Origin of the sequence: Paenibacillus agricola, assembly GCF_011440305.1 — a bacterium.
Lineage (GTDB): Bacteria > Bacillota > Bacilli > Paenibacillales > NBRC-103111 > Paenibacillus_S > Paenibacillus_S agricola.
Map to the genome: position 1 here is coordinate 29457 of NZ_JAAOIW010000026.1, position 24568 is coordinate 54024.

Sequence of the window (24568 nt, forward strand, 5' to 3'; positions counted from 1 at the left end):
CGCTTTACTATTGGTGCTCCGGTTCGGGTGCAGACTGATGTGGAAGGCCATCGCTCCTGTCCCCTTGGGAAACGCTTACTGCGGGAGGGGCGGCTAGGCTTAGTGCAACGACCTAGGGCAACGACTTAGTGCAACGACTTAGTGCAACGGCTTAGCGCAACGGCTTAGTGCAACGACCTAGTGCAACGACTTAGTGCAACGGCTTAGTGCAACGACTTAGTGCAACGGCTTAGTGCAACGGCTTAGTGCAACGACTTAGTGCAACGGCTTAGTGCAACGACTTAGTGCAACGACTTAGTGCAACGACTTAGTGCAACGACTTAGTGCAACGACTTAGTGCAACGGCTTAGCGTAGCAGCCTGGTCTTGCGAAGCAGCGCGAGCGGTTTGCCCCGCAGCTGCGGCACTTGCTCTAGCTCGGCGGCGCTAATGACGCCGAGGCGCACTAGCGCGAGCGCGTACACCAGCGCGCCGACGGCTACGCCTGCGAGCGAGACCACTGTGGCCAAGCCCCTTGGGGGCAGGGCCACATGGAGCGCGCCCAGCAGCGCGGGTACGCCGTGCGTCACGGCGAGCAGGCCTGCCGCCATCAAGCCGATGCACAGCAGCGGCTTGATGGCGGCGCGGCCAAACGCCGGCGCGACGCCGGTCGCGCGCAGCGCATGCGCGACTGCGAGCAAGCCCGCGAACGCGTAGGCGCACACAGCCGCGAGCGCGGCGCCGTCGATGCCCCAGTGGGGCACGAGGGCGACGTTCGCCGCGATCTTAGCCGCTGCGGCCGCGAGCAGGTACAGCGCTGGAGCGACAATCGCGCCGAAGCCCTGGAGCACGCTGCCCGCAATAATGTTCAGCGTGCTGAACAACGCCGTATAAGCAAGCAGGCTCATAGCCAGTGACCCCGCAGAGCTTGCATAAAACATCACATTCATCGGCTCAGCCAATACCGCCATGCCTACCGACGCAGCCAAACCAATAAGCCAAGCCAGCCGCAACGACATCACAACACGTCTTCTTAACATAGCCGGATTACGGTTCAGCTTCGCTTCCGCTATCGCCGGAACCAACGCCGCCGACATGGAGGAAGCAATCATCGCCACTAATTGCACAATCGGCAACCCATGGTTATATAATCCAAACTGGTAAAGCGCCCCGATTTCATCCCAGCCATGCAGCTTTAATAATCGAGGCAACGTGAATGAATCAACCAATGTAAGAATAGGCAGCGAAATCGTGCCTAAGCATATAGGCAAGGCATAAAGCAGCATCCGCCGCGCTAAGCCCCAGTTGCTTGCATCCGCCTGCCCATCCGCTCCAGTTGCCCACCCACCCGCTATTGCTTGGTCTTCTTGACACACAGATGCCTCTGCAAGCTTTATATTGCCATTAGGAGTCTGTGGATTGCTGCCAATCGTCATGTTGTCGATGATTGGGTTACCCACATCCACCCGCATCTTGTCCAGCGCTACCGTCCTGACGGTTAACACTTTTTCCACTACTGGCTGATCCCTTCTCGATAACCCCAGTGCCGCTTGCTGCTTCCGGTGGTAAACCAGCATCACAATAAGTCCAGCAGCTGCACCGGTCACGGATCCAAAGGTAGCCCCCGCTGCAATCCAATCCGGTCCATAGCCCCACTGCATAAACAGGAGCAGCAAACCAAACATCGTCGCCACCCGGATCGCCTGCTCAATGACCTGCGATACGGCTGTCGGAATCATATTTTGGTAGCCTTGGTAATAACCACGCAGTGCAGACATTAGGGGAACTACAAGTAACGCAAACGATACACTACGGATCGCCAAGCCTGTAGCTGGGGTTCCCATTAGCTCCGCCAGCACATCGGCTCCGAAATATAGTAGCAGGAAGCATACAAGCCCGGTAATTGCCAAAATAGATGTGGACACCTTCAACACGCGCTGCGCCTCGGTATGCCGCCCCAATGCGACCTGCTCAGACACGAACTTGGACACTACCAGCGGGAAACCCGCTGTCGCCAAAAACAAAATTAAAATATACAGCGGATATACCGCATTATAAATACCAAAAACCGTATCGCCTGCCATGTTTTGCAGCGGTATTTTTTGCATCGTTCCAATCAGCTTGGATACAACCGCAGCAAGTCCTAACACAGCCGCACCTTTTAAAAGTACAGAGCCAGCTTGCTTGGCGCTCCCTTGAATCGGAGGCTTCCCCATTCTTCCGCTTCCCCTTTACCTTGCCAGTGCCCTTAAAGTTGTTCAAAAGCGACTTTTGAACATGCTCCCTCATTATAACATAAGAGCCAACCTCCCCATATTCCCAAAAAAATAGCCCCCCAACCTTCATATCCATGGGGATACGTTGTCAGGAAGCTTTTTATTGCATCTCGTACCTCAAGCTACTGTTCCATTTGCTTAGCCAAAAAACCCGCTGCTGTTTCCGCCATTTTTGTCTCCATTTGTCCCATTTTCACATTCTCGTCTTTATTCAACAAAATCACAGAACCGATCGGATCCCCACTTGATATAATCGGCGCAACTACAAAGGAGGAGTAAGCTTCGTTCAGATCCTTGATAAGCTCATATTCGCCTTGGGTACCTTCCAAAGTCGTTTTGCGATTCTCCATACACGCTTCTACCAGAGCACCAACCTGCTTTTCTAAATAATCTTTTTTGGAACCACCAGAAACCGCTATAATATTGTCCCGGTCCGTAATCATGGTGATATGATTCGTGCTTTCATACAAGGATTCTGCGTATTCTTTGGCGAAATCTCCCAGCTCACCAATCGGCGAATATTTTTTCAAAATAACCTCGCCATCACGGTCAACAAAGATTTCCAAAGGATCCCCTTCTCTAATGCGTAAAGTGCGGCGAATTTCCTTCGGGATCACTACTCTCCCTAAATCGTCAATACGACGAACAATTCCAGTTGCTTTCATGTTTCTGGTTGCCTCGCTTTCTCTGAGGAATTAGATTCTACTGGATCGATCCAGGTGTATATTCATACAGGCGGAGGGGATTCGACTAAGTAACTATAGTATTGTTTATTTCCAGCAGTTTATACATCTGTGGTTGTATATTAAAGCGTCCGTCTGTTGCTTCACTTGTTAGGGCTCAGGCGCTGTTGCTTACATTATGTCCATATTTGTGAAATAAAAACAGGGTACCCTTTGGGGTACCCTGGTAATAGTTTACTTAGCTGGTGTTGCTGGTGCTGGTGCCGGTGTTACAGCTTCTGGTGTGGCTGGCGCTGGTGTTGCAGGAGCCGGCGCTGTTGGTGCTGGTGTAGGAGCAGGCTTAGGCAAGGTATTGGTTTCAATCAGAGTTGGCAATTCCTTCTCTACAAATAATTGTCCTTGTGCTTCCGCTACTTCGGAGCGCAAAGCTCCTTTTAGCTCGTCGTAGGTTTTAGTTTTACGGGATTCCACTTTCATGACATGGTAGCCATAAGTTGTTTCTACTGGATCACTGATTTGGTTAATCGGCAATTCCGCAGCAGCTTTCCCAAATTCAGGTACCCATTGTGCGATTTCTACATCTTCATATTTTCCAGCCTTATCCTTAGATCCTGGATCATCGGAATACTCTACGGCTAATGCGGCAAAATCGCCACCATTTTTCAGCTTTTCTTGAACTTCCTTGGCGCGAGCCAGCGCTTCTTCCTTAGTACGGGAATCTGCACCTGTTGCCGGATCCTTCGTACCTACAAGGATATGGGAGACTGTAGCGATATCGTAGGCATTTTTGTTATCAGCCAAATGTTTGTCATACGCGTCTTTCATCTCTTGGTCTGTAACCTTAGCTTCTAAGGCACTCATTGCCAACGTACTTCGTCCGATGAATTGCTCCAGATCCTGAGCAGTCAGGTTAGCGTCCTTCAGTTGCTTGTCCGCTCCACCTTCTTGCATAGCTAGATAAGAATTCAGCTGCTCAACCTCGGCTTTGGTTTTCACATCCGCTTCGGCCTTCACTTTATCATCGGCACGACCTGATAATACCTTGAGGATTACCAACTGCTGTACCAAATGCTGGTGAAACGCTGGGTCATCCTTATACTGGGCAAATTCCTGGTTAAAAAGTGTATTTACATTCAAAAAAGTATCGAACTCGCCGCGGGTAATTTTGCCCCCATCTTTATAGGTGACTACTACCTCGTTTGCATCACCCTTGACTGTAGTCGTAGTTGGCGCTGGTGTAGCTGGTGTAGCCGTTGTATCCGTCTTATCTGTACAGCCTGCAACTACGGCAGTGATCGTAATAACTGCAGCAAGGGCGGTTAGCCCTTTTTTAGCTTTTTTCCATTTAGTTGATAACATTCTGTAATTCTCCCTTCGATTTCAACGCACGTTTGAATTGTACCAGAAACTTTTCGAGCAATTCGATGGACTCTTCCGGCTGTAAATCTTTGCCCTTTAGTTGGAGATGGATAGCTGGACCTGGTATCAATCTAAAACGGTTTTCAAACTCTCCGGCTAAGACCGTCAATGCCAATTGGTCCAATAAAGCCGTTTGATCCGGATGGATCTTGATCTCATAATCGGCACCTTTTTGTGAAATGGTTTCGATAGCGTACATGGCACCATATACTTTCAACCTGGCTACAGCCAATAAATGATGGACAGCTTCAGGCAAATCCCCAAAACGGTCAACCAGCTCGTCATGCAGTTCGGCAACCTCGTCCAACGTTTTGAGCACGGAAACCTTTTTATATATTTCAATCTTTTGCACGCTGTCATAAATATATTCACCCGGAATATAAGCATCCAGCTGTATATCTAATACGGTTGACCAAGGTTTTTGGTCCACTGGCTCTTCCCCGGTGATCTCATGCTTGCGCTTGGCGATTTCCTCGGCGAGCATTTGCGAGTATAGGTCAAACCCAACCGAAGCGATAAAGCCATGCTGCTCGGAGCCCAGCAAATTGCCTGCGCCACGTATGGACAAATCCCTCATCGCAATTTTAAACCCTGATCCCAGTTCTGTAAACTCTTTTATAGCCTGAAGCCGTTTTTCCGCGATTTCTGTGAGCACTTTATCTCGTTGGTAAGTAAAGTAAGCATAGGCAATTCGATTTGAGCGCCCTACCCTGCCTCGCAGCTGGTAAAGCTGGGACAACCCCATTCGGTCAGAATCATGGACAATCAACGTATTGACATTCGGGATATCAACCCCGGTCTCAATAATGCTGGTAGAAACCAACACATCGAATTCACCGTCAAGAAAGTCGAGAATGGTCTTTTCCAGCTCATGCTCCGACATTTGGCCATGGGCCACTGTAACCCGCGCATCGGGAACCAGCATCGAAATTTGCTCGGCCATCTGGTTGATCCCTTGCACCCGGTTAAACAAATAGTAAACCTGCCCTTCACGGGCAAGCTCCCGCTCTATCGCTTCCCGCACTAAAGCATTGCTATGCTCTACCACATAGGTTTGCACGGGAAAACGGTTCTCAGGCGGTGTTTCAATAACCGAAAGATCACGGACACCCAGCATCGACATATGCAAGGTACGCGGAATCGGCGTAGCCGTTAATGTGAGCACATCCACATTGGTCTTCAGCCGCTTCAGCTTCTCTTTGTGGGATACACCAAACCGCTGCTCTTCATCTACGACCAGCAGCCCCAGGTCTTTAAACTTCACATCGGCGGAAAGCAAACGGTGCGTACCGATTACGATATCAACCGTTCCAGCCTTGATGCCCTTCATCGTCTCCGCTTGGTCTTTCTTGGAGCGGAACCGGCTCAGCACCTGGATGTTAAAGGGATACCCCGAGAACCGTTCGCGGAACGTCTCGTAATGCTGCTGTGCCAGAATCGTTGTCGGCACCAATACCGCTACCTGCTTACCATCGATAGCTGATTTGAACGCAGCACGTATCGCCACTTCGGTCTTGCCGTAGCCTACATCGCCGCAAAGCAGCCGGTCCATCGGGCGCGGCTTCTCCATATCTTCCTTGATTTCGCCAATAGCCCGCAACTGGTCGACTGTTTCCTCGTAAGGAAACATGCCTTCAAACTCCTGCTGGTAGACACTATCAGGGTTAAAGCCGTACCCTACTGTCGCTTGGCGCTCCGCATACAGCTTGATCAAATCATCAGCGATGTCCTCAACAGAGGAACGAGCCTTGCTTTTAACACGGTTCCAATCGGCTCCGCCTAGCTTATATACCTTTGGCTCCTTCTCTTCAGAGCCAACATATTTCTGGATTAAGTCGATCTGGTCAATCGGCACCGACAGCTTATCCCCACCTGCATACAAAATATGCAAATAATCCTTATGGATCCCGCCTACTTCCAAGGTACCGATACCGACAAATTTGCCGATTCCATGATTCACATGCACGACATAATCGCCAACCTTAAGCTCCTGGTAGCTTTTGATCCGCTCGGCATTTTCTATTTTTTTATCTACCTTGCGCACTTTGCGCTGCTTTTGGGTGAACATCTCACCTTCAGTTATTACGACCAGATGGATATTAGGCAGCTCGAAGCCCGCTTGCAGGTTGCCGTCAATAATCGTCGGCTCGTCAATATTGTAGTCTTCCAGCACACGGCGCACCCGCCCAGCGCGCTCCTCGCCATTAGCGAGAATGAGCACCTTGGCATTCGCTTTTTTCCAACGGTCCATCTCGGTCTTCAACAAATTCATTTGACCATGAAAATTTTGCATCACCCGACACATGAAGTTGACGATATTTTGCGGTTGGGTTTGCGGCACCTGCCGCAAAAATAATGACATATATAAGGTCGGGTAAGGCTTGCGCTGCAGCAGCGTGTCATAAGGCTTGGAAATGATTAAGGACGGTATGCTTTTGCCATCCTGTAGTGACATGGTCATCCAATCCGCTTCATCCCGCTCCAACTGCTTGGCTGTTTCCAGCAAGCGGGCTGGCTCATCAATAAGCAGAACCGAATCATCAGGCATATAATCAAGCAACGTTCTCCGCTCTGGATAAATCAATGAAATATATTTAAACAAGCCTGGGAAATAATTGCCTTCCCTCATCATTTCAATTTCATGCCCGATTCCTTCGAGAAGCCGATCCTTCGCATTCCGATCCGACATTTTCTCCAGCTGTGCCTTTAAAAGCTCGGAGGCATGTTGCGCCGCTTCTTGTAACCGTTTTCCATCGGCAACAATCTCACGACAAGGCGTAATCGTCAATTCATTCAATTTCTCAATCGAACGTTGGTCCGCAATATCAAAGCTGCGAATCGAATCGACATCGATATCGAACATCTCGATCCGGTAAGGCTGAGGAGAAGATAATGGAAAGAAATCAATGATGCCGCCCCGGACACTCATTTCCCCCTTCGCTCCTACCCGCTCTACCCGCTCGTAGCCAAGACCTACCATTCGCACAATAAGCTCATCCAACGGAATTTGCTGCCCAACCTTGATGACAATACGCGCTGCTGCGATTTCTTCTCTATAAGGCAGCACGCGCCGCATGCCTGCATAAGGCACTACAACCACACCATGGAAGTCTGCTGCCAGACGTGTTAAGGCATCAATCCTTTGCGCCAGCATTTCCGGACTGGCTACGGCTGTCTCAGCAGCCAGCAATTCCTGGGATGGAAACAAGAGTACTTTGTCGTTAGGCAAGCATTCGATCAGGTCGTCGAATATTTTTTGTGCAGAAAACATGTTGTGCGTCACAATAAACAAAGGACGCTTGAGCTCCTCGTAGAGGGCTGCCAGCATCACCTGCCGTGAAGAGCCAGATAAGCCAGACAGCAGTTGCTCCTTCATCCCCGAGCGAACGCCCGAAACAATACTTTGTAAATCAGGATCCGCGGAGAATGCTTGAATTAATGCCTGCAAAACGGTACACCCCTCTCACCCATTAAAACCATACCCTTTCCTGCAACCAACCCCCGCCAACGGGGATAAGGAGCTTCACCGCTTATGGGTGATGCCCCTTGATGAGCCTTCATGGTTGTACCTACTATACTCTAGAAAACAATCTTTTCAGAGCTGATATCCCAGAAAAAACCCAGACTTTCTAGCCCAGGCTCTTGCCGTCATACTTGGAGATCCGTACAGCCTCCATTTCCCTTACCAGCTATTGCAGTGGACTCACTATCAATGATAGCTCGGGGTTGCTGTCTAGCGCTTCTTTACAATAATCGCAAATCACTTTTACAGTGACATCGCCATTTGGGTTATACGATATTATACTCTGACGCTCCTCGGGGGTCAAGAAATGGAAGCCTAGTAGCTGCTCATTCAAATGCTCCTGGGGCAGCTGCCCAATCAATGTCTGGCAATGGCGGCAAATATAAGTAACAGTCAAAGCGCACACCTCCTTTTTAATCATTATGACCCAAAAAGGAGAATGTTAGCCTTTACCTTTACACGTTAAACTTCGCCATCGTTTTTTCAAAAGCACTAGTCAAGGAATACTCCATCGCCTCACAGGTTGTATCCAAAAGCCGCGGCATCCCTTTCATTTCGTCCTTGGAAAAGGAAGAAAGTACATAATCGGCAATATTGTAGCCAGGTTCAGGCCGGTTGACGCCTATCCGAATGCGGTTAAACGATTGGGTTCCCACATGTTGAATAGTCGACTTGATCCCATTGTGTCCGCCTGCACTACCTTGATAGCGAAGCCGGATTTGCCCAAACGGCGTATCCAAATCATCATAAACGATAACTAGGTCATGGAGGGGTGCTTTGAAAAAATCCATAAACGCCCGTATCGATTCCCCTGATAAATTCATATAGGTCATGGGTTTGATCAAATATACCTTCGTACCGTTGAAATTACCTTCCCCCACCAGAGCTTTACATTTACTTTGTGATACTCTGATTCCATGCTTTTCCGCAAACCGGTCGATCGCCATGAAGCCAACATTATGGCGGGTCGATTGATACGCAGGGCCCGGATTGCCTAATCCCACAAACCATTTCACGCTACCAAACTCTCCTTCCACCCATTAGAGCTGTCTATATATTGATCTCTATATCATACCATAACCCATGATAAACCGTGCAGCCTGATAACATTTCGGCGCAATCTGACTGCATACACAAAAAAGCGTATCGAATATGTATTCGACACGCTCCTTTGGATAACCATTCCACTTGCTGATAATGAACCAGCAGGATCAGTCTTAAGACTTGCTAGCCGTCCCTGCGTCTTCATCATTTTTAGTGCCAACCTCTGCCACAGCATCGGAATCAGCCACAGCATCTGCATCCACCTCGTCCTTCTGCGGTGCAAGAATGGTAACCAAAACATCATTTTCGTCCGTTTTAATTTCTATCTTGCTAGAAACCTTTAGCTCAGAAACAAGCATATTGCTGCCCACTTCCAGTTCGCTAACATCAACTTCTATCGAACTCGGTAAGTCATCGGGCAAGCAACGCACGGAAATTTCGTGCAGCTGCACCTGCAGGATGCCCCCTGCTTGTACGCCAGCTGCCTCGCCCAGGAAGTCCAAGCGAACCATTGCTGTAACCGGCTCATTCATATTAATTTGGTGGAAATCCACGTGCAACACACTTCTGGAAATCGCATGCCGTTGAACCTCATTGATCATAACCGGTTGCTTGCCAAAATCCGGTACTTCCAACTGGATAATGGCATTTGGACTTTTGCGAAGCAAGTTTAACAATTCTTTTTCGTCTACTGCTATTGGTTTGCTGCTCATTTTCGATCCATAGATGACACCTGGAATTTTACCATTCGAGCGGAGCCCTTTGCGTTCAGACTTTGTAGCACCTTTACGTGCCTCAGCTTTCAATGCTAGTACCATTGGGTTGTTCCTCCTTCAATTTCGGTATAATCTTAATTTACCCAATTGACCAGAAATTGAACCCCATATGGTCGAAATTAATGAACACGCTGCCTACTTCTTCGGCTGGGATTGCTGCTTTTTCTCGCTGAATTTACTCCGTAGCTTGCTGGCATATTCAGGCTTGTTGACCTGCCTTTCACGGGCAATGGCCATACCATCCGGCTCCACATCGTTCGTGATTGTTGACCCTGCCACAACGTATGCCCCTCTGCCAATTTTTACTGGTGCCACTAGGTTGACGTTACTACCGATAAAGGCATCCTCGCCGATTTCGGTCAATTGCTTATTGAATCCATCATAATTAACCGTAATCGCGCCGCAGCCGAAATTCACGTTATTCCCCACGCGAGCATCGCCGATATAGCTAAGATGGGATACCTTGACATCGTCGCCTAAGGTCGCATTTTTGATTTCGACAAAGTCGCCAATCTTTACATTGGACCCTAATTTAGCGCCTGGACGCAAATAGGCAAACGGCCCGATCGCTGTTTGGTTGCCAACAACGGCTTCTGACAGCACCGCATACTTCACTTGGACACCATCCGCAACTTGGCTATCCGTGATATCTGCTAGCGGCCCAATCACACAATCCTCGCCAATGACCGTTTGGCCCTTTATGATGCTGCCTGGCAGCACAACAGTATCGGCACCTATTTGGACATCTGCCTCAATATAAGTGTTAAGTGGATCCATCAAGGTAACGCCATTGAGCATATGGCTGCGGTTAATACGTGCACGCATAAGCCGCTCAGCATCCGATAATGCCACCTTGTCATTAACACCCAAGGTTTCCATGGCGTCTGGTGTGCAATAGGCCTCAACAACCTCCTGCTCACCCACCATAATCCCAAGGACATCCGTCAAATAGTATTCACCTTGGGCATTATGATTGGTTACTTGATTTAGGGCCTTGAATAGCTTGCGGTTTGTAAAGCAATACATGCCCGAATTAATTTCTTTCACTTCCCGCTCCTGCTCGTTACAGTCCTTCTGCTCCACTATTCGTGAAACACGACCAGCCTCATCACGAATAATTCTTCCGAGGCCTGACGGATCCTCCATAATTGCCGTCATCACCGTTGCCGCCGCACCTTTGTCTTGGTGCAGCTTGATCATGGCAAGCAAGGAGTCGCTCGTGATTAAAGGAGTGTCGCCATACAAGACAACGGTCAGCCCATCCTCTTCCCCAAGCAACGCTTCTGCCTGCAGTACCGCATGGCCCGTGCCAAGCTGCTGCTCTTGCATCGCATATTGGGCGCGGTCGCCCAAATAAGCTTTGACCTTGTCGGCTCCATGCCCCACGACGACAACTGTCCGCCCCGCTTGGATGCGCTCTAATGCCTGCACCACATGTCCTACCATCGGTTTTCCGCAAACGGGGTGCAGCACCTTATACAGCTTCGACTTCATCCGCTTGCCTTGCCCAGCAGCAAGTACGATCCCTGATATGTTCAAAATAAGCCAGCTCCATTCTTATGACCATGTTGTGTAACCATGTTGTGCCTTTCAATATTACCTTTAATATTATAGGAATGGGTGCAAAAAGAAAAGAGAGCCATAAATGGCTCTCCCCATGCAATTATGCCCCTTCGACTACGATAGCTTCTTCCTCTGTCTCAGATGCGGCCAAATCGTATTCTGCCAGAACAGCAGCTTGGATTTTTTCGCGTGTCGTTGAGGAGATGGGATGAGCGATATCTCGAAACTCTCCATCGGGTGTTCGCTTGCTTGGCATTGCCACGAACATACCGTTGTTGCCATCAATAACTCGAATGTCATGAACGACAAATTCGTTATCAATGGTAATGGAAGCAATGGCCTTCATTCTTCCCTCGGAGTTAACACGACGGAGTCTTACGTCAGTAATTTGCACTAATGTTCACCACCTTTTCACATCTTGAGAAGACTTGGTGTTTAAATTCCACATTTTGGTGCTAAATCCTTCTTTTTTTCTTAAGATTTAATTAAATAAATAATTTTTTTATTTATTTAAAATTATTCGACAATTGTCGCCGCGATTACCTCTATTTCGACATAAACATCTTTAGGTAATCGGGCTACTTCCACTGTTGAACGAGCTGGTTTATGGTTGCCGAAATAGCTGGCATAGATCTCGTTAACTTTAGCAAATTGGGACATATCTTTGAGAAAGACCGTTGCTTTGATAACGGATTCAAATTTCGCCCCGCCTTCAGCCAATACGGCTTCCAAATTTCGAAATACTTGATGGGTCTGCTCTTCAATTCCACCCTCTACAACTTGTCCATCTATACCAAGCGGAATCTGTCCGGAAGTAAATATAAGATTGCCGAATTGTATAGCCTGTGAATAAGGCCCGATAGCCGCTGGTGCTTGCTCGGTTGCAATCGCTTGTATAGTCATTCTAAGTCACACTCCATCATTAAAATAATTACCAGGAACTACCGTAATGGCCTTAGTTTTCGGGTCAACACCGGACAGCTTGGCAAGGGAAATGTAGTCCTCCACCAAATGCTCCTCCACCTCACCCGATTCCACAAAAACACCTACACCCTTGACGGTTGCCTTAAATTCCTGCAGTAAATCCATCATGCCATGGACTGTACCGCCCACTCGCATAAAATCGTCAATGATTAATACACGCGATTCTTCCTTCATCGCCCGACGTGATAAGGACATCGTCTGAATCCGTTTGTTGGAGCCAGAAACATAATTGATGCTTACGGCCGAGCCTTCAGTTACCTTATTATCACGCCGTACAATGACGACCGGCAAATTAAGATATGTAGCTGTTGCATAAGCTAGCGGAATTCCCTTGGTTTCGACGGTCATTACAACGTCAATGTCCTTGGAAGCAAAAGCGGTGGCAAACATTTTGCCCACTTCGTTTAAAATCAGCGGCTGCCCCATAATATCAGACATATACATATAGCCACCTGGTAAAATACGCTCAGGCTGCTCCAGCTGCCTGCATATGCCTTGGATGAACTGCAAAGAGTACGCTTTCGAAACCTTAGGGATAAATTTGACCCCTCCGGCCGCTCCAGCCAGTGTTTGCAGGTCACCGAGACCTTCTTCCTCAAACACTTCCTTAATAATCGCCAAATCCTCACTGATCGAAGACTTAGCCGAATTGTATCGATCAGCAAAAGTGGTTAGAGGAATAAGTGTATGGGGGCGAAAAAGCAAGTATTGCGTCATTTCGACCAATCTTGCACTTCGTTTTAATTTTCTCATAGGTGCACCCCCTTATTGTAAAATTCCATAAAATCCGAATAATATAATAAGAATATACCATTTTTATACGTATTTATTCAAGATGTCCATGAAAATTATTCTGACACCAAGCTCACATTCAGCTATTTTCCACAAAAATATCACAGTTAAGGAACAACTAAGAAGCAATCGGGCCCTAACCGCCAGCAAACCCTTGGTGACCCTAGGTCAGAAGCCGGACTGCATACACATCCTTGCAAAATCCACGAAGCCCATTGTAAATCCTGGGCAGCTTGGCTTCCTTGGATACCAGGCCAAATACAGTCGGTCCGCTGCCCGACATCAATACGCCGTCCGCGCCTAAGCGGATCATGCATTCCTTCAATTGGCGAACCTCAGGATACAAATCCAGCGTCACTTCCTCCAGCACATTGCCAAGCCGCTCACAGAGCAGGTCGAAGCGCTTTAAGCGCAGCGCTTCGAGCACATCGGACGTCGAGGGGTGCTTCACAATTTGGTTAGCCCGCAGCTTGCCGTAAATTTCCGCTGTCGAGACATTAATAGGCGGCTTGGCAAGCACCACCCAGCATTGCGGAGGAGCTTCGATGGGCTCCAGCTTTTCTCCACGTCCCCGGGCGATAGCTGTGCCTCCGGTTACACAAAAAGGCACATCAGAGCCAAGCTCCGCCCCCAAGCGCTGCATTTCATCAGAGGGGATATTCAATCCCCACAAACGGTTTAAACCCCGCAGCGTCGCTGCAGCGTCGCTGCTTCCGCCTGCGAGGCCTGCGGCTACCGGTATTTTTTTATCCAAATGTATGTAAACGCCTTGTTTCACATCATAACGGTCCTTGATCAAACGTGCCGCTTGGAAAGCCAAATTTTTCTCGTCAAGCGGGATATATCCAGCTTGGCTAGAAATAATGATCGTATCACGAGGAAGCTCCTGCATCTCGATCCTGTCAGACAAATCCACCATCGTCATGATCATTTCTACTTCGTGGTAACCATCTTCACGCTTATGCAAAACATCCAATAACAAATTAATTTTGGCCGGAGCCTTCTCAAAAACTTTCATACGACACCTTCTTTGCGGCTCTATGCTTCTATATGCTAATACTATACCAAAAAACGAACAAAAAAAAGCTAAAGACGCGTTTATGCGCCCTAGCTCCATTAGAATCATGCTTAGCACTACCTATTTGGTGGTGTTTGCCGCTTTAAGGACTGCTCTGCAATTTGAATCGCCCTTTTTACCATATTGCCAGCGTCCTTGGTACGAATCCCACCCCAGCCTTCACGCTGTACCGTTTCATAGAACCCTAAGTCCTTGGCTAACTCGTATTTGAATCCCTCTGACATGACTCCACGGCTTCTTCGCGACATACGTGAACCTCCCTTAAAGGTAAGATGTGAGTAGTATTCGCCTACAGACCATTAAACATTCATGGCGCAACAAAAAACAGCATACCCATCAGGGCATGCTGTTTATTAACCTATTATTGTTGTATGGATATCCGTAATTCGCCGTCATCGTGACAAACGGTTACTTCCACGGATTCTGTTAGTATATCTGCATAGCTGTAAGAAACGCGCTTAAACGCATTCTGTTCTTGGTCGAGCTTTACAATAAAAACGGATGGGTAGGTTTCTTCTAACACACCGGAACGTTCAATTGTTTTGCGGCGACCACCATTTGCTCTTAACATGATTTTTTGTCCGACATGAGGTTCCAAACTGCGTTTGATATCCAACAGCGCATTTTTAGCCATTTGACCACTCCACCTCTTTCTTATTAAAGTATATCGCATCAGAGGGGTAATGTCAAACCGGATAAATATTATATCAGTGGTACAAAGCGGTTGTCAACGGCATTTTTACTTAATTGGGGAGTTTTTTGCCTTAAAAAAATCATTCATTGTTCACAGGATTGTCGAAACCCAAAGAAAAAACGCCCTAAGGCGCCGGAACAGATGTGGTTTTATTAAAATGTGGAATCCCTTTTCGAAAGCTTCCACGGGATTCAATGCCGCCTATTCCTTCAAAGCCGCTATGTGTCAAGCTAATAACGTCTGCCACATTGACCGTGTCTCGGATCGACGTAAAAGCTACTTTAGCCGCTATGCACAGCGGGTCTAAAGCATGGATCAGGACGCGGGCTGGAGAACTGGCATAATTGGCACCAGCCTGCAAAATCGCTTCGAAATGGGATTGGCATGCGCCAGCAATCACCGTAAGCGCATCCTTGTTTTTCTCATATTGCCTGGCTGTTTTTACCGCATGGACAAAATGATGGGAGTTTTTATAGCTGCCTAGCAGGTTCATATCACCATTTCTTTGATGCTTAATAATACCATCATGACCGGTAACCACAACAATATCCGGTTTAATCTGAGGCAGTAACCGGTACAGTGCCTCTGCCATCTTGGCTTCAGGCACAAAAAAGCCCTCTGCTGGCACTCTAAGCTCGCCATATAAGTTCATGCACTTGCGCAAATAAGCGGGGTCACCGTCCAAATGCAGCACCTTGCCGGGCATCTCAAAATAGGAAAGAGGCCCCTTCACCGCAGAAGGCAAATGGTTCCCGACGGTATCCTTTGGAATTGGAGTTACAAGCTGTAACTCCGGGCTCCGGATCCGATCCATCCAAGGCGGACGCTCCCGGCTGCTGTCAGGGTAAAAGCTAGGCATCGGTGCCGTGGACAAATCGCTTAGCGGCGCATCAGCGAGCAAACGATATTCCACTCCCCATAGGATGGCTTGCTGCTGTAGCAGCTCCTGGACTTTAAATACAATATCATGGCCATAAGATCTACGAGTAACCAGATCTCCCTGTTTCATGGGCAATCGCCTCCTCGTCTATCTTATGGCATCTTAAGGTGATTGGTGATAGCCGTTCTGAGAGGCATATCCCCTCTTTAAGACCAGCCGAAGCCTAAACTTTGGTAGTGCCCCTCGGTTATACTTCGGCGTCTCCTGTTGGGCTATCTGTTAGATTGCCCAAAGCTAAAGCCAAGCACCTGCTTAAACGGGCATATTCCTCCATGGATAAGGTTTCCCCGCGTCTGGCAGGCTCTATTCCTGCCTCCTGCAAAATACCTTCTAGCTGCCCCTTCGTTTCTTTAGTGAAATAACGCACGGCCAGATTGTTAAAAATCGTTTTTCTGCGCTGAACGAAGGAGGCTTGGACTACGTCAAAGAAAAAAGCCTCATCCTCTACCTCTACAGCCGGTTTGGACCGCACTTTAAGCCTCATTACGGCCGAGTCCACATTCGGCTGAGGAATAAACACCGTTCTAGGAACGATCGTGACAACCTCAGGCTCGCAATAATACTGCACCGCGATGCTTAAGCTTCCGTACTCCTTGCCGCCAGGCGAGGCCGACATGCGGCTGGCTACTTCCTTTTGGATCATCACCACGATATATTCAAGCGGCAGCTTTTCTTCTAACAGCTTCATGATGATCGGCGTTGTTATATAATAAGGGAGGTTAGCAACCACACTCACTTGGGCGTATTCGCTGAAATGCTCTTGGAATAAAGCCTGAAGCTCTACCTTTAATATATCACCATGCACAACCGTGGCATGGGGATAAGGGGCTAAGGTTTCCTTGAGCAGAGGAAGGAGTCGTTGGTCAATTTCAATCGCGATAACCTTGCCTGCTGCTTTGGAAAGCTGCTGGGTTAACGCACCAATTCCAGGACCAATTTCCAGCACGCCCTTAGTTGCATCCAAATCAGCTGCCCCCACAATCTTTTGTAAAATATTCGGGTCGACCAAAAAGTTCTGCCCCAGGCTTTTCTTTAATACCAGATGATGCTTTTTCAACAAGTCATTCGTTTTCTTAGGGGAAGCGATATCTTCTTGCACGTCCAGCCTCGTCGTATCCATACTCTAGCCCTCTTCTTTATCAAGTTGCTGCCAGGCAGCTGCAAATTCTTCACGTGTAATCCGAAACATCCGGCAGCGGTTATAAAATTGTTTGCCGTTACAATAGCCAATCCCAAGCATTTTACCCATCTCCATACGCCTCGAAGCCGCTAGGGGATGCACGATCAAGCCCGCCGCTATCAAGTCATCTAACGTAATATCGGATTCAGCGCCCTCGTAGTCGGTACGCACATTCTCCAACGCTTGGCGTATTGCTTTTATTGAAGCATTCTCGACACCTATATCCCCCTTGCTGGTCGCTTCCTCCTGAGTGAGAAAGGCATGCTTGCAGCCGGGTACCTGTGCCGTAATGATCTTGCGTATCCGTTCCCCAGCGTGGTCTGGATCCGTGAAGACAATAATCCCCCTCCGCTGCTGTGCCAGCTTAATACGCCGGATAATTTCTTTGTTAATGGCCGATCCTCCGGTCTCGATCGTTTCTGCATCGACAGCCCGCTTAATAGCGGTTGTATCGTCCTTGCCTTCAACTACAATCATTTCCTTTATCACGCTTTGCACCGCGCCTTTCATAGCAGAAAAAAGAAGAGGACATCCCCTTCTTTTTCGTAATTCTATATATGATGAGTCTGTCCCAATTGCCGATGGCTAAAACAACCTAATAACGACTATGGCCATTATTCTTGTTGCCCCTTAATCCGAAGTTGGCTTATTGGGTCCGATCACATAAATGGTATATCCTCGCTTCATACCAAAGCGGTTGGCATAGTCGTTGCTATCGAAATAGACATCGACCTTGTTCCCTTTGACTGCGCTACCGATATCCTCAGCTCTCCGGAACCCTAAGCCATCAATGTATACCCACCAGCCCAGTGGAATCACGGTAGGATCCACTGCAATTGTACGACCTTCCATTACTCTCGTACCCGAGGCTGTAAGCCCGTATTGCGGATGTTCAGCGCTTTTACCTGTCGAAGCCACACCAGCTGAATAGGCGGTTAGCGTGACATTATTTATAACCTGTTTGACGGCAAAATTCATGCCGCTCTTGGATAATTGCTGTGTGCTGGGCGTTGCCGCAGATAACACGGTAACCGGATTTTTTGTGCCTATAGCGACAATTTTATTGACGCTCTCGGATTGCACCTTTTCGTCAACCACTGCTTCGGAAATCAGCTTTCCGTCTTCGAACAGCTTCTCTTTCGTTTTCACGATAACGCCTTCTTGACCTTCTTGCACAACCTGTTCCTTACCTTTAGGCAGCTGCGAATCGCTTGTCTTTTCGACCTCAAAAGCTATGAGTTCCGAGAACTCTTCCATTTCCTTCTTAACCCGAACGATTTGAATTTCTTCGGTTTCAGACAGTTTGGTTTCAAGTGCAGGACTAATTTTATCAAGCTCGCCTAAGGAAACTTGAAACTCCTGCAAGGCACTTTCTACCGTTTTGGCAACGGTGTAGTACGTTTTGGTTTCTCCGTCAGCGGTTAGCTTAAACGGTCTTGCGTGATCGATGGCAATCCGGTCACCCGTATTGACCTTGGCATCCAATGATGCGGAAAGTCGATCATTCTCCCCTATTGAAATCCCCTGTTCATCCAGAAAACGCTGCAGAATCCATTGCTTGGTATAAACAACCGATTCTTGTCCATTGACAACAACGGATACCTTCTTGGTAGCCGTGCCGTATAACATCATCAAAAACATGAAAGTCATAGCGATTGAAAGAAGTGCTACGATCGATATCAAACGCAAGTTTTCATGCTTCCATCGCAATGCGAAGGACATGCTGGATGATCGTCTTACATGGGGTTGCTCGTGTAGAATAGCTCCCACTTATTCGGTCCTCCTTAAAGCCCCGCCGTCGAATGTTTCACATGATTTCATCTGACGCGACTATGGTTTAGGTTTTTGCAATCTTTTCGTTAATATGTTCAACTAGGGGCTGCAATCTACGTTCCATATCGTTCTTCCTGCGTGCGGATAACACCTCCCCGGTGTAAAGATGTCAAGTTCTGGAACCCCTGCTATTATGACAGGAGAACACAAAAAAGTCAGCGGAGAAGAGGACTCTTCCCGTGACTTCAATTTATTCCATCAGCATGATGAAATAAAGTACACGACAATCGTTACCTCTCTCTTAACGCTTACGAGGTTAGCTGACGGATTCGGACTTGAGAGTCGCCCTACTTTGGAATTTGAACCTTGAAACTGTTGGTCCAACCCGAAAGATTCACCCCAGAAATTGTGACTTTTGCCTCATTGAAAGCAATGGGCATTGCACTTTGTGGTTCCCCCGTTTCCCATTAGGAAACTCAGCGAAAATGGAAAATTGGTAATCGTATTAAGTTAATATTGAGTTTACGCCCTTCGGTGCATGGTTGTAAAGTATACAAACAGGGCAAAAAACGATGAATTTCAACTATATCGGTTCAAATTAGCTGATTTGGGCAATGAAAACCCTATTTATCTTCCGTTTTCATTATTGATATAAATAATGCTTTAGATATCCCCTTTTACAAGAAAAATGAGATGTTACTTTACCTTGAAATGATTCATTTAATTCCGAATAGTGTAATGGCATTTTGCGTAGTTAAGCGCCCTAATTCTTCAAGGGAAACCCCTTTGATTTGGGCTGCTGTCTCTGCGACTAATTTCACATAAGAACTCTCATTACGCTTGCCTCGAAACGGATGGGGCGTCAAATAAGGAGCATCAGTTTCGATCAATAAACGATCAAAGGGTACTTTTTCCAGCACCTCTTTGGGCTGCTTGGCATTCTTAAAGGTGACAGGTCCGCCGAAGGAAATATAAAAATTCATATCCAGGCACTGCTTGGCGGTCTCCCAGCTTCCAGAGAAGCAATGCATGACGCCGCCGACGTCAGCAGCCTTCTCCTCGCGCAGCACTTGCAAAATATCTTGGTGCGCATCACGGTTATGAATCGCAATTGGCATGCCCAGCTTACGGGCCAAGCGGATCTGCTGGCGGAATACTAGGTTTTGCACATCCTTGGGGGAGGTATCCCAGTAATAATCGAGCCCGATCTCGCCAATGGCGACCACTTTGGGATGGCTGCACAATTGTTCAATCCATTCCAGGTCCTCGGGAGTCATATCCTTAGCATCTACAGGATGCCAGCCTACGGTTGAGTATATAAAATCATATTGCTCCGCCAAAGCGATCGAGCTCGGAATGGTTTCCCTGTTAAAACCGATATTAATGATTCGACTTATTCCTGCTTGCTTCGCACGTTCTATGACCTCATGTCGATCTTCATCGAACTGGGAAGCGTTTAAATGGGCATGGGTGTCAGTTAACATCGATAAATGCGCCTCTTTTCTTAATTAGCTTTCAAAGTTAGGTTTCAAAATCCAGTAGCTTTCGCAAGTCAGGTGGAATAAACTGGGGATCTACTTGCAGCAACTCCTCTGGATAGTATAAGTGGTACTTGCCCTTGTGAATACCACTAATCGATTGGACAATTTCGGATTTAAGAGAAATTTCTGTCAACCCATCATTGGGGTCTAACAATAAAATGGGCAGCCTTTCGTCTTCTTCACCAGGTCGATATACATCATAAGATAGGTCAGATGGAAAATCGATCTCCATGTAAAAAGTGGGGTCAAAGCCTGCCTCCAGCATCGTAGTACGTAATCTTTCTATTTGCTGCGCATCAAGCAGCTCGAGAGTGACATATTTAAATAAACGGCGGTTTAAAAAGCGACTGCACAGGTCGGATAGGATGGGATCCTGCTCAGTTGACCATTGCATAAGAACAGTCTGCATTAGGGCTTCATCCAGCATATGGTATTCCTCGACAGTCAACGACTTGCGGAACAAGCTGAGGAGCGGCGGCAGCATAAAGGCGAAGCTATAGCCCTCTTCATACAAATGTTTGGCGCGCCCAAATACTTTTTGCAGGACAATTTCGGCACTGCGTGTAACAGGGTGAAAATAAACCTGCCAATACATTTGATAGCGGGACATCAAATAATCCTCAACAGCGTGCATGCCGCTTTCTTTGACGACAATATGCCCTTGAAATGGCCGAATTACCCTTAAAATACGTTCGAGGTCAAAGGTACCGTAATTGACCCCTGTAAAATAAGCGTCACGAAGCAGGTAATCCATCCGGTCGGCATCCAGTTGGCTCGAAACAAGGCTCACAACAATTTCTTTGTAATAGGTTTTACAAATGACCCCTGCCACTTGCTGCGGAAAATGCTCGGACACCTTGCGCAGTACTTGGTTCACTTCGGTATCTCCAAGCACAATCCGGCAAGACCAATCTTCGTGGTGGGTGCCGAATGTTTTCTCGATCGAATGGGAAAAAGGACCATGCCCTATATCATGCAGCAGCGCTGCGCATAAGGAGAGCAGCCGCTCTTCCTTGGGCCAGTCCTCGTACCCGTTGCGCTCGAATTGCGAGATAATTTTACGAGTTACCTCGTAGACGCCCAAAGAGTGAGAAAAACGGCTATGCTCGGCTCCGTGGAACGTCATAAAGCAAGTCCCTAGCTGCCTGATTCGGCGAAGCCTTTGGAATTCTTTCGTATTAATTAATTCCCAAATGGTTTGTTCCTGGACATAAATATATTTGTGGACAGGATCCTTAAAAACTTTTTCTTCCTGTAGTGGGTTCATCATAAAGTTTCCTGCACTTTCCTTAAATTTTCGACATAATAATAATCGAAAAAGGCGAAAAAACAATTATTTTGTCGAATAATATTTTAAAAACACTTCCAATAAATGCTCTTTTCCATTCCTTTATTATCCAAATAAAACCTTCAATAGTCCTTATATTTCTATAATATTAAGTAGTTTCGAGTAATTTTAGCAAGTTTCATGATAATTTAAATCATTTTTGATCTATATTTAATGAAAAGTAGGGAGTTAATTCAATAAAACGTAAAAATCGACAAAATCGTTGTTGACTATTATGGGAATGGTTGGTATCATAAGAAATAAGAAATATGTCGAATAATGACGATTTATTTATGGAGAGGGGACTTATAACATGTTAAAATCAACTGGTATTGTTAGAAAGGTCGATGAACTGGGCCGCGTTGTTATTCCTATCGAGCTTCGTAGAACATTGGGTATCGGCGAAAAAGACGCCTTGGAAATTTATGTAGATGGCGAACGCATTATGTTAAAAAAATACGAGCCTGCTTGTATCTTCTGTGGTAATGCAGACAACGTTTCCTACTACAAAGGAAAAATTATTTGTCATGAATGTTTAGCAGATATGCCAATACCTGTGACAAAATAAGAAAAATAGTTTATAATAAGGATAGCACTTCTTACTTAGGTAATTCTAACCTTTTTCATATCTCCTCTTGTCCCTGAATCGCGGAGCTTTCTGCGTTTTGGGGATATTTTTTTGGAAAGGCACTGTACCATTTTTCACAAAAACGTTCCTCTCCAACACCGCTTCTTACCCATTTAGATACTATTGGCAAACGTGTTCCTTCTATAATAAGTAAACAAAAAGGGCCGCAGCCCTTCTCACGTTTTTTTATGCAAAAAGTTATATAATTCACGTTTGGGCATTTGCCGGTCAGCTGCCGCACGTTTGATTGCTTCCTTCCGGTCTGAGCCTTGTGTCACATAGTGTTCAACATGCTCCTCCAAACCGAAGGCTTCCCACCATGCGACAGCATTTGCACCTTCAGCTGCCGTACTTCCTTCAACTACAAAGCAGTATTCGCCTTTAGCCTCATGCTCCAACATATAGTCATAGCACTCACGAATCGTCCCTCTGATAGCCTCTTCATACTTTTTGGTTAGCTCACGGACGAGGCATACCTGTCGCTCAGGGCTCCACACCGCCAGCATCGCCTCCAGTGTCTTGAGAACACGATGTGGCGCTTCGTAGAATATTAGCGTCTCTTTCGCCAATTGCAGCGCTCCAAGCTCATCAAGCAAATGCTTCTTATCCCTCGGCAGGAAACCAAGGAAGGTGAATCTTTCCGTGGATAGCCCGGATACGATTAAGGCCGACAAGGCCGCATTCGCTCCTGGTATCGGAATCACATCGATTCCTGCTTCTAAAGCTGATTTGACCAAGTCCGAGCCAGGGTCGCAAATGGCCGGAAGGCCCGCGTCGCTGACTAAAGCGATGGAATCTCCGTTCTCTAACAAACGCAGCAGCTCGGGACCACTAGCATGCTTATTATGCTCGTGGTAGCTCACAAGCCGCGTAGCGATGTCGAAATGCGTCATTAGCTTCCTTGTCTGCCTTGTATCCTCCGCAGCCACCCACTGTACCTCCTTAAGCACACGGATAGCCCGAAAGGTCATATCTTCCAAATTGCCGATGGGGGTTCCCACCAAGTAAAGCTTTCCTGAGGCCTTATCTTCCTTGTAGCTTTTTTGAATGTCCACTTTGGCTCCCTCGTCATGTTACGTTGATTGGACTAGCTCCGTCATGCTTGCCATAATAAAGCTCCATCAGCTCGTCACAATATTCCGTTTTATTTTTATACACAAGCAGCGGCGGCATCGTTCGCAGCTCCGGTTTGCCATCCTTATGGGCTTCGATCAGCACCATATTCGCCTCTTCGCCTGCGCGCGGATGGACGAAGCGGATACGCTTAGGCTCCAGCTTATAATCACGCATTGCGCAAAAGATTTCCACCAGCCTGCTCGGACGGTGGACCATCGCCACCCGCCCTCCGGCGCGCACCAATTGGCTGCTTGTCCGAACGACATCCTCCAATGTGCAAAATACCTCATGCCTCGCCGCGGCCACATGCTCATTGATATTCTGCTCACCGCCTTGGACGCGCAAATACGGCGGGTTTACAGTTACCACATCAAAGTTCCCATGGCCAAATTGGGAACTTGCCTGCTTCAAATCCCCATGTACTATTTGAATTTGCTCCTCAAGCTTATTCATAACTACATTGCGATGAGCCATATCAGCCAACCGTTCTTGGATCTCAATCCCTACTACCTTGGCTTTCGTACGGGTGCTTAACAACAAGGGGATCACTCCATTCCCCGTGCATAAATCCATAATCCTTCCCCGAGGCGGCGTATAACAAAATCGACCAAGAAGTACGGCATCCAACGAAAAGCTAAAAACCTCATCACTCTGGATAATCTTCAAATCATTCGTCAGCAGATCATCGATTCTTTCACTAGCATGCAGCGGCACTTCTGCGTTCCCCATAGGTTTCGTTCCTCTTTCTAAAAAAACCGTAGAGAAGCTTTCTCCCTACGGCGGTTTATTTATTAGTTTATCACTTCATCACATACGCATCCGATTCATTGGATCGAAACTTCCTTATCTGTGCAGAAGTTCCGATACTGCTCCTCATTTATTTAAAAACGATAAGCAGAATAAGCAATCGCCTTCTGTCCGCAAGTGTCCATAATAAACATTACAAATATGGAAGCCCTCTTGGTACAGTCTTGTCAAATTGTCATAACCTTCCCCAGTAAGCTCTTTAGCCTGTGCAGGCGTAATCGGAGCTTGTGGAACGATAGCATCTGACGGCAAGGCGTCCATCTTCATCAGCTTGCGCAGTTGCTGATTTTCTATGCTAAGTCGCTTGTTTTCTTCTAAAAGCTCAATAATTTGCCGCTTCATCTGGCCAAGCTCACCATAGATGGAGCCCATCTGTTCTTCGATCTGCTCTATTTGCACAAATACATTTCTTTTATCCACACGTCCACCTCGGGGAGAGCTTGAAC

General features: G+C 47.3%; 24 protein-coding genes and 1 riboswitch. Of the genes, 1 reads left to right on the forward strand and 23 read right to left on the reverse strand.

The window, feature by feature from the left end; all coding sequences use genetic code 11:
* Positions 1-346: 346 nt before the first annotated feature.
* The 20 genes from G9U52_RS35710 to G9U52_RS35805 form a co-directional block, all read right to left on the reverse strand.
* Complete coding sequence (locus tag G9U52_RS35710) at positions 347-2194, reverse strand: putative polysaccharide biosynthesis protein (RefSeq protein ID WP_166157224.1); 1848 nt, start codon at positions 2192-2194, stop codon at positions 347-349.
* Positions 2195-2376: 182 nt separating this feature from the next.
* On the reverse strand, positions 2377-2919 hold the full coding sequence (gene spoVT, locus G9U52_RS35715; RefSeq protein ID WP_166157227.1) for a stage V sporulation protein T: 543 nt from the start codon (positions 2917-2919) through the stop codon (positions 2377-2379).
* 252 nt (positions 2920-3171) lie between these two features.
* Positions 3172-4296, reverse strand: a complete 1125-nt coding sequence (locus tag G9U52_RS35720) for a peptidylprolyl isomerase (protein ID WP_166157230.1) — start codon at positions 4294-4296, stop codon at positions 3172-3174.
* Positions 4283-7804, reverse strand: coding sequence for a transcription-repair coupling factor (mfd, locus tag G9U52_RS35725; protein WP_166157233.1), 3522 nt, complete (start codon positions 7802-7804; stop codon positions 4283-4285). Before mfd ends, G9U52_RS35720 begins: the two co-directional genes overlap by 14 nt.
* 241 nt (positions 7805-8045) lie before the next feature.
* Positions 8046-8276 carry an anti-sigma-F factor Fin gene (gene fin / locus G9U52_RS35730; RefSeq protein ID WP_166157236.1) on the reverse strand — a complete coding sequence of 77 codons (231 nt, stop codon included), beginning with the start codon at positions 8274-8276 and terminating at the stop codon, positions 8046-8048.
* A gap of 58 nt (positions 8277-8334) precedes the next feature.
* Complete coding sequence (pth, locus tag G9U52_RS35735; protein WP_166157239.1) at positions 8335-8895, reverse strand: aminoacyl-tRNA hydrolase; 561 nt, start codon at positions 8893-8895, stop codon at positions 8335-8337.
* A gap of 201 nt (positions 8896-9096) precedes the next feature.
* Entirely contained in the window at positions 9097-9741 is a 645-nt protein-coding gene (locus G9U52_RS35740; RefSeq protein ID WP_166157242.1) for a 50S ribosomal protein L25, read from the reverse strand.
* 93 nt (positions 9742-9834) lie between these two features.
* On the reverse strand, positions 9835-11238 hold the full coding sequence (gene glmU / locus G9U52_RS35745) for a bifunctional UDP-N-acetylglucosamine diphosphorylase/glucosamine-1-phosphate N-acetyltransferase GlmU (protein ID WP_166157245.1): 1404 nt from the start codon (positions 11236-11238) through the stop codon (positions 9835-9837).
* Positions 11239-11362: 124 nt separating this feature from the next.
* A complete protein-coding gene (gene spoVG / locus G9U52_RS35750; protein ID WP_166157248.1) occupies positions 11363-11656 on the reverse strand; it encodes a septation regulator SpoVG in 294 nt (97 codons plus the stop codon).
* A 122-nt stretch (positions 11657-11778) separates the two neighbouring features.
* Positions 11779-12165 (reverse strand): RidA family protein, encoded by a 387-nt coding sequence (locus G9U52_RS35755; RefSeq protein WP_166157251.1) that lies wholly within the window; start codon positions 12163-12165, stop codon positions 11779-11781.
* Between the two features lie 6 nt (positions 12166-12171).
* A complete protein-coding gene (gene purR / locus G9U52_RS35760; protein WP_166157254.1) occupies positions 12172-12999 on the reverse strand; it encodes a pur operon repressor in 828 nt (275 codons plus the stop codon).
* A gap of 202 nt (positions 13000-13201) precedes the next feature.
* A complete protein-coding gene (gene ispE / locus G9U52_RS35765) occupies positions 13202-14056 on the reverse strand; it encodes a 4-(cytidine 5'-diphospho)-2-C-methyl-D-erythritol kinase (RefSeq protein ID WP_166157257.1) in 855 nt (284 codons plus the stop codon).
* A 116-nt stretch (positions 14057-14172) separates the two neighbouring features.
* Positions 14173-14364, reverse strand: coding sequence for a small, acid-soluble spore protein, alpha/beta type (locus G9U52_RS35770; RefSeq protein WP_166157260.1), 192 nt, complete (start codon positions 14362-14364; stop codon positions 14173-14175).
* A 113-nt stretch (positions 14365-14477) separates the two neighbouring features.
* A complete protein-coding gene (gene veg / locus G9U52_RS35775; RefSeq protein ID WP_166157263.1) occupies positions 14478-14750 on the reverse strand; it encodes a biofilm formation stimulator Veg in 273 nt (90 codons plus the stop codon).
* A gap of 184 nt (positions 14751-14934) precedes the next feature.
* A complete protein-coding gene (gene yabG / locus G9U52_RS35780; RefSeq protein WP_166157266.1) occupies positions 14935-15819 on the reverse strand; it encodes a sporulation peptidase YabG in 885 nt (294 codons plus the stop codon).
* Between the two features lie 118 nt (positions 15820-15937).
* Positions 15938-16870 (reverse strand): 16S rRNA (adenine(1518)-N(6)/adenine(1519)-N(6))-dimethyltransferase RsmA, encoded by a 933-nt coding sequence (gene rsmA, locus G9U52_RS35785; RefSeq protein ID WP_166157269.1) that lies wholly within the window; start codon positions 16868-16870, stop codon positions 15938-15940.
* Between the two features lie 3 nt (positions 16871-16873).
* Entirely contained in the window at positions 16874-17419 is a 546-nt protein-coding gene (rnmV, locus tag G9U52_RS35790; RefSeq protein ID WP_166157272.1) for a ribonuclease M5, read from the reverse strand.
* A 141-nt stretch (positions 17420-17560) separates the two neighbouring features.
* Positions 17561-18700 (reverse strand): resuscitation-promoting factor, encoded by a 1140-nt coding sequence (locus G9U52_RS35795; protein ID WP_375790318.1) that lies wholly within the window; start codon positions 18698-18700, stop codon positions 17561-17563.
* Between the two features lie 292 nt (positions 18701-18992).
* A riboswitch (cyclic di-AMP (ydaO/yuaA leader) is annotated at positions 18993-19195 on the reverse strand.
* A gap of 224 nt (positions 19196-19419) precedes the next feature.
* Entirely contained in the window at positions 19420-20187 is a 768-nt protein-coding gene (locus G9U52_RS35800; RefSeq protein ID WP_166157275.1) for a TatD family hydrolase, read from the reverse strand.
* A 37-nt stretch (positions 20188-20224) separates the two neighbouring features.
* On the reverse strand, positions 20225-21514 hold the full coding sequence (locus G9U52_RS35805) for an HD domain-containing protein (RefSeq protein WP_166157278.1): 1290 nt from the start codon (positions 21512-21514) through the stop codon (positions 20225-20227).
* Positions 21515-21884: 370 nt separating this feature from the next.
* Here G9U52_RS35805 and G9U52_RS35810 point away from each other — a divergent pair, with 370 nt between their 5' ends.
* A complete protein-coding gene (locus tag G9U52_RS35810) occupies positions 21885-22139 on the forward strand; it encodes an AbrB/MazE/SpoVT family DNA-binding domain-containing protein (RefSeq protein WP_166157281.1) in 255 nt (84 codons plus the stop codon).
* A 236-nt stretch (positions 22140-22375) separates the two neighbouring features.
* On the opposite strand, the gene rsmI is transcribed toward G9U52_RS35810, so the two are convergent.
* From rsmI to yabA, 3 genes are all read right to left on the reverse strand, one after another.
* Complete coding sequence (rsmI, locus tag G9U52_RS35815; RefSeq protein WP_166157284.1) at positions 22376-23254, reverse strand: 16S rRNA (cytidine(1402)-2'-O)-methyltransferase; 879 nt, start codon at positions 23252-23254, stop codon at positions 22376-22378.
* Positions 23255-23267: 13 nt separating this feature from the next.
* Positions 23268-24044, reverse strand: coding sequence for a tRNA1(Val) (adenine(37)-N6)-methyltransferase (locus G9U52_RS35820; RefSeq protein WP_166157287.1), 777 nt, complete (start codon positions 24042-24044; stop codon positions 23268-23270).
* 144 nt (positions 24045-24188) lie between these two features.
* On the reverse strand, positions 24189-24542 hold the full coding sequence (gene yabA, locus G9U52_RS35825) for a DNA replication initiation control protein YabA (protein ID WP_166157290.1): 354 nt from the start codon (positions 24540-24542) through the stop codon (positions 24189-24191).
* Positions 24543-24568: the final 26 nt, after the last annotated feature.

What these genes read in the sequence shown, in the direction of transcription:
- G9U52_RS35710 (WP_166157224.1), bottom strand. Translation starts at nt 2,194, where the DNA reads ATGGGGAAGCCTCCGATTCAAGGGAGCGCCAAGCAAGCTGGCTCTGTA.
- spoVT (WP_166157227.1), bottom strand. Translation starts at nt 2,919, where the DNA reads ATGAAAGCAACTGGAATTGTTCGTCGTATTGACGATTTAGGGAGAGTA.
- G9U52_RS35720 (WP_166157230.1), bottom strand. Translation starts at nt 4,296, where the DNA reads ATGTTATCAACTAAATGGAAAAAAGCTAAAAAAGGGCTAACCGCCCTT.
- G9U52_RS35740 (WP_166157242.1), bottom strand. Translation starts at nt 9,741, where the DNA reads ATGGTACTAGCATTGAAAGCTGAGGCACGTAAAGGTGCTACAAAGTCT.
- G9U52_RS35755 (WP_166157251.1), bottom strand. Translation starts at nt 12,165, where the DNA reads ATGACTATACAAGCGATTGCAACCGAGCAAGCACCAGCGGCTATCGGG.
- purR (WP_166157254.1), bottom strand. Translation starts at nt 12,999, where the DNA reads ATGAGAAAATTAAAACGAAGTGCAAGATTGGTCGAAATGACGCAATAC.
- ispE (WP_166157257.1), bottom strand. Translation starts at nt 14,056, where the DNA reads ATGAAAGTTTTTGAGAAGGCTCCGGCCAAAATTAATTTGTTATTGGAT.
- G9U52_RS35770 (WP_166157260.1), bottom strand. Translation starts at nt 14,364, where the DNA reads ATGTCGCGAAGAAGCCGTGGAGTCATGTCAGAGGGATTCAAATACGAG.
- veg (WP_166157263.1), bottom strand. Translation starts at nt 14,750, where the DNA reads ATGGCTAAAAATGCGCTGTTGGATATCAAACGCAGTTTGGAACCTCAT.
- yabG (WP_166157266.1), bottom strand. Translation starts at nt 15,819, where the DNA reads ATGAAACAGGGAGATCTGGTTACTCGTAGATCTTATGGCCATGATATT.
- rsmA (WP_166157269.1), bottom strand. Translation starts at nt 16,870, where the DNA reads ATGGATACGACGAGGCTGGACGTGCAAGAAGATATCGCTTCCCCTAAG.
- G9U52_RS35800 (WP_166157275.1), bottom strand. Translation starts at nt 20,187, where the DNA reads ATGTTAACTGACACCCATGCCCATTTAAACGCTTCCCAGTTCGATGAA.
- G9U52_RS35805 (WP_166157278.1), bottom strand. Translation starts at nt 21,514, where the DNA reads ATGATGAACCCACTACAGGAAGAAAAAGTTTTTAAGGATCCTGTCCAC.
- G9U52_RS35810 (WP_166157281.1), top strand. Translation starts at nt 21,885, where the DNA reads ATGTTAAAATCAACTGGTATTGTTAGAAAGGTCGATGAACTGGGCCGC.
- G9U52_RS35820 (WP_166157287.1), bottom strand. Translation starts at nt 24,044, where the DNA reads ATGGGGAACGCAGAAGTGCCGCTGCATGCTAGTGAAAGAATCGATGAT.